The sequence below is a fragment of the Secundilactobacillus muriivasis genome (assembly GCF_054785195.1).
The window spans coordinates 1-4,776 of the sequence record NZ_BAABMI010000102.1; the positions used below are offsets into that span (position 1 = coordinate 1).

Genomic DNA, 4,776 nt, shown 5'->3' on the forward strand with positions numbered 1-4,776 from the left:
GAGTTAAGCCATGAACTGAAAACTTATATCAGTTTGGAGAACTTAGATGATAAGCGGCGCATGCTATTTAATTGGAAGAACAGTACCTTAATTAAACATGCGGTTGGTGAAGATGTGACTAAACAATTATTGACAATTAACCAACAAGAAAGCTCACTCAAAAAAGCAGATGAACTCTTAAATAAAGTGGTTGATCGCACTACGAAAAAACTTTATCCAGAGCTTAATTTTGAACAGACCACGCAAGCTGAAAGACGAGAATTAATTAAGGAAACCGATAGCGAACAAACAGTTTTCAAGGGTAGTGAATTAAACGAACGTTTAATGAACATTCGTGATGATTTGTTGACCCAACAATTATTGACCTTTACCAAACGGCCATACGTTGGCTGGAAGTTATTAATGCAACAGGAAAAGGAAGTCAAAATCGAACTGAAATATACGCTGATGATTCATGACGATAACTTAGAAAGTCTAGAACACGTCGATCAAGGGTTACTAGAGAAATATTCACCAACCGAACAGCAAAAGATTACTCGCGCAGTCAAAGACCTACGGGCAATCATGGCCGTTAAGCAAGTCATTAAAACGCAATACCATGAAGTGTTGAAAAGGGCCTTTCCCAATGGTGATTTAGATGATCTTTCACTAGGTAAACAGGAACAGGTTTATACAGCCGTGATGTACTATGATCCAACTTTAAAGCCATTAAAAGTCGAAACAATGGAACAATGGCAAGCAAATCCACCACAGGTTTTCAGTACCCAAGAACATCAATTAGGGTTAGCTTATTTGTCGGGACAGCTTAGCTTAGATCAGTTAGAAAATCATCACTTACAACGGGTTTTAAAGCATGATGGCACTAAACAAATCTTTTTTGGCGAATGCAGAGTCGATCCAACGATTAAGAACAGTCAAATCGAGAAAATCCAAAAGCAGTTAAAAGGGCAACAAGCCAAGGACGACCAGGACAGAAAAGCAAATATCGGACATTATCAACCACTGAACTACAAGCCAGTTAGTCCAGACTATTACTTAAAGACGGCCTTTAGTGATGCGATCATGACTGTTCTATATGCTCGTGATGAAGATTACCAACGGCAAAAACAAGAACGCGGCTTAAAAGAGACCGAGTGGGAAATGACGAAAAAGCAGCGGCAACATCAAACCCGGAACCGGCATGAAGATGGGGGCATGCATTTGTAATCACAAAATTAGCGACTGGTTAATTGGGGTATTGTACGCGGATTACCGGCAGCCAAAAAAGGACCGCCAGGGAGCAAAACAAACCTATCAAGATGAAAACCTACTAAATCGGCAATTTAAGCAAGAAAAGCCGAATCAGGTTTGGGTAACAGATACAACAGAACCGACTTACGGGACCACTAATAAAGTCCGTCTACACGCCATCTTAGGTCTATATGGACAAAGGCCAGCAGCATGGTTAATCTCACCAACGAAGACCAGTGAAGCCGCAATCAAAGTCTTTAACCAAGCCGCTAAGGCTAGTGGAACCACTCCAGAAATGATCCATACGGATCGTGGAGCGGCATATACGTCCACCAATTACAACGAAGCTCTCCGTCAGGAGAAGGTAAGGCATAGCCTATCGGCGCCTGGGACACCAGCGGATAACGCCGTAATGGAACACTGGTAGGAAGATTTTAAAAGCATCTGGCTCGAGCATCGTCCAAAGGCGCAAACTCTAGCAGAGTTACAGGAACAGGTTCGTGCTGGAATAATGTACTTCACGAATCAGTTCATTTCCGCTAAAAGAAATGACCAAACCGTGGCGGAATATTACCACGATTTGGTCGGATAAGAAAAATTGTGTTTTCGTTTTTATAAGTGTCAACTTGACGGGGGATAGTACCCTATGAGTCTTTTCTATTTGACTAATTTGTTGCACTTGAATTGTAAATCCGTCATCAAAAAGGGCCTAGTACTTTTGGAATGGAAATACTTTCCAACACCAAAAATTCTAGGCCCAGAGCGCCTGAGTAACCTCATCAAGACCTACAGGTCGTGCGGTGAGCCAATGGACATCGCCATTGCCACACTGAGGAAAAACCTCAGAGGCGTTTTGAATGCTTCTCAAACCAAGCTTTCAAATGGCCCACTAGAAGGCATTAACCGTAAGATCAAAGCGCTAAAGCGCAGCTGTTATGGATTTGCCAATCAAGAGCGCATGTTTGAACGGATCTACCAACTGATTGCCTAGAAAAGCCAGTGTATGACACCCCGGGGAGGAGTGTGCCCAAAAACAGGGCTACAGAGCATAATTGCGGCCATCTGACTTCTCAAACGGAGTTTTTCGGTTCAATAACAAAAAGCCCACTCCGAAGAGTGGACCTTTCAAAAGATAAAAACTATTAATCAACACCATTTGACAAAGAGCCCAAAAAGAAGACCATCATTGTAGCAAAGATAGTCTCCCTCTTACTAATTAATCAAGATAAAAACTGAAGCAAATCTTGGTCAAATTATATAAACTTATTTAACAGCATCGTTAGCTAAAGCACCAGTAGAAGTGTTTGCTGTTGCAGAAGATGGCGCCGTAGTAGCAGTCTTAGTTGCTGAGTAAACTGCATTCAAAGTACCAGTTTTAGAGTAAGTACCTGCACTAGCTGATTGTGGAGTGTAAACATATTCGTACCATGTTTTAGTACCACTAGCATTAGTGTCTTGGAACTTAGGTGAGTACAAAGTCTTCAGTGTTGCATTGCCAGTCAAGTATGAAAGAGCTTGTGCAGCTGTGTAACTTGCACCATCAGCACCAGTAAATGGAGTAAATGCAGTCGTAGGGGTTACAATAACATTTTCAGCAGCACTTGGTGTTGAAACTGAAGTAGCAGTAGTAGTAGTAGCTTCAACAGGATTTACACTACCATCTTGAGCAATGTAAACCTTAGTATTCATAGTCACTTGATCGCTCTTAGTAGCATAAAGTGTAACAGTACCGCCAATCGTTGCAGCTTTCAAAGCTGCAGCATTAACGTTGTCTGAAGTGCTAAGCTTGTAACCTGCGGCAGTTGCTTTGCTTGATGCTTCATTTGAAAGAGCAGAATCAGAACTCAAGTCAACAGCAGTTCCTTGGCCAGTAGCACTGGATGGAGTGTAGTTAAAGGAAGTTACATCAGTACCATCAGTGGTCTTGATGTCAATCTTAACTTGAGTGTTTTCGTTAAACTCACTTGGTGAAGTAACTGCTGATGCAGCAACCCATTGACCAACTAAGTCAGTGGCACCAGGTGCAGTTGCAATCTTGTAGAAGGTGTCACCTTCACGGTTTGTAACAGCATCACTAAAGGTGAATTGAGTATCTTTGTAAGCTGAAGTAGATGTCAAAGTTGCACCATTAACTTTAGCACGACCGACCTTGTATTGTGCCCAAGCTGGTTGAGCATAAAAGGCCTTGTTAGCTGTGGAACTAACCGCTGAACTCTTCAAAGTATAAACAGCACTTGAGCTAGGCGCAGTAGCAGTCTTAGTAGTGTCGTATGAAGCTACACCACCGGCGAACTTAGAAGTTGACTTACCACCGTAAACCCAGCCACGGTATGAACCATCAAATGATACAACCTTGTAATAAACTGAACCCCGGTTAGTAGTAGCAACACGGTAAGCACGGAAGTTAGCAGCACCATTAGCAGAAGTACTTAACTTCTTTGCAGTAGTAGTTGAAGCAACAACCTTAGCGCCCTTAAGAGTACCAGCCTTAGTATAAACAGCATTAGTACCAGTTAAATTAACGTTACGTGAAGTAGCGTCAGTAGTTAAGGTCGTATTTGAAGTAACCTTAGCTGCGGTTGCAGCATTAGCGGTAACGCTTGTAGTACCCACGATGCCGGCAAATGCCAATGCAGCAGCACCGAAATAGATTGATTTTGCGAGTGATTTACGCATATCAATGCCTCCTAAAATATTGTTTTTTTTAATCAGATAAAGCCTATGTAGCTTCCTCTAATCACGTTTCAGTATAACATAACAATGTATAAAGGCCAAAATTTATATAAAATTGTTAAGAATTAGTCAAAGTAATGAAATACATGACATGTAAAAGTGCATAAAAAAACCTTTCTGCTAGGGGACAGAAAGGAGGAAACAATAACGGCATTGATTGGATACTACAGGTACTATAATACATTTTTCAAAGCAAAAAATCAACGTGTGCTTTATCGGCGAACGCGTTGCAAAAAACTATAAAGATAATCAATAGAAAAATCGCCCTTTGTTTGGGGAAGGGCGATCTTTCGACACTTTAACCTTAATCTATTTTGAGGAATAAATAGGATTAAAGAAATCTCTTTATATGTAAACAATAACCTAAAATTTGGTGCAAGTCAACCCTTTGAATTAAATTATAGTTAGAAGCATGTCGTAAGCAAGCGTCAGCCGAGTCATTGTAAACTGTAAACTATTATTGTAATGCTATAATAACCCGAAATAGTCCCAGTTTTAGGAGGTAGTATTATGACAGAATTCACTGACGTTTTCGGAATTACTCATGATGATTGTACCGTCGTTAAAACTCTAAACAACTATCAACGAATATTCTTAATTGAAGATCATGATCATATTAGGTACGTGGCCGTTAAGGATAACGCACCCAAAAACTCGAAACTAACTATTCATTGGAAACCTGGACATGCTAAGAACATACCTGACAATTAGGTAGCGTCAAGAATCTTGTGTAAACGAAATGCCTTCGTACATATAATATGTATCTAACTTAAATAAATGATGCTTCCAAGGTGTCCTGGAGTCCTTTGAACC

1 protein-coding gene and 3 pseudogenes are annotated in these 4,776 nt (G+C 40.7%); 3 read left to right on the forward strand and 1 reads right to left on the reverse strand.

Annotated features, from left to right (window positions below; genetic code table 11):
* From ACYVR3_RS15965 to ACYVR3_RS15975, 3 pseudogenes are all read left to right on the forward strand, one after another.
* Positions 1 to 1,206, forward strand: a pseudogene (locus ACYVR3_RS15965) (MobQ family relaxase); the annotation flags it as partial.
* Between the two features lie 22 nt (positions 1,207 to 1,228).
* Positions 1,229 to 1,822, forward strand: a pseudogene (locus tag ACYVR3_RS15970) (transposase); the annotation flags it as partial.
* 168 nt (positions 1,823 to 1,990) lie between these two features.
* A pseudogene (locus tag ACYVR3_RS15975) lies at positions 1,991 to 2,221 on the forward strand (transposase); the annotation flags it as partial.
* Positions 2,222 to 2,493: 272 nt separating this feature from the next.
* Here the strand turns inward: ACYVR3_RS15975 and ACYVR3_RS15980 are convergent.
* On the reverse strand, positions 2,494 to 3,906 hold the full coding sequence (locus ACYVR3_RS15980) for a hypothetical protein (protein ID WP_461245000.1): 1,413 nt from the start codon (positions 3,904 to 3,906) through the stop codon (positions 2,494 to 2,496).
* Between the last annotated feature and the right edge of the window lie 870 nt (positions 3,907 to 4,776).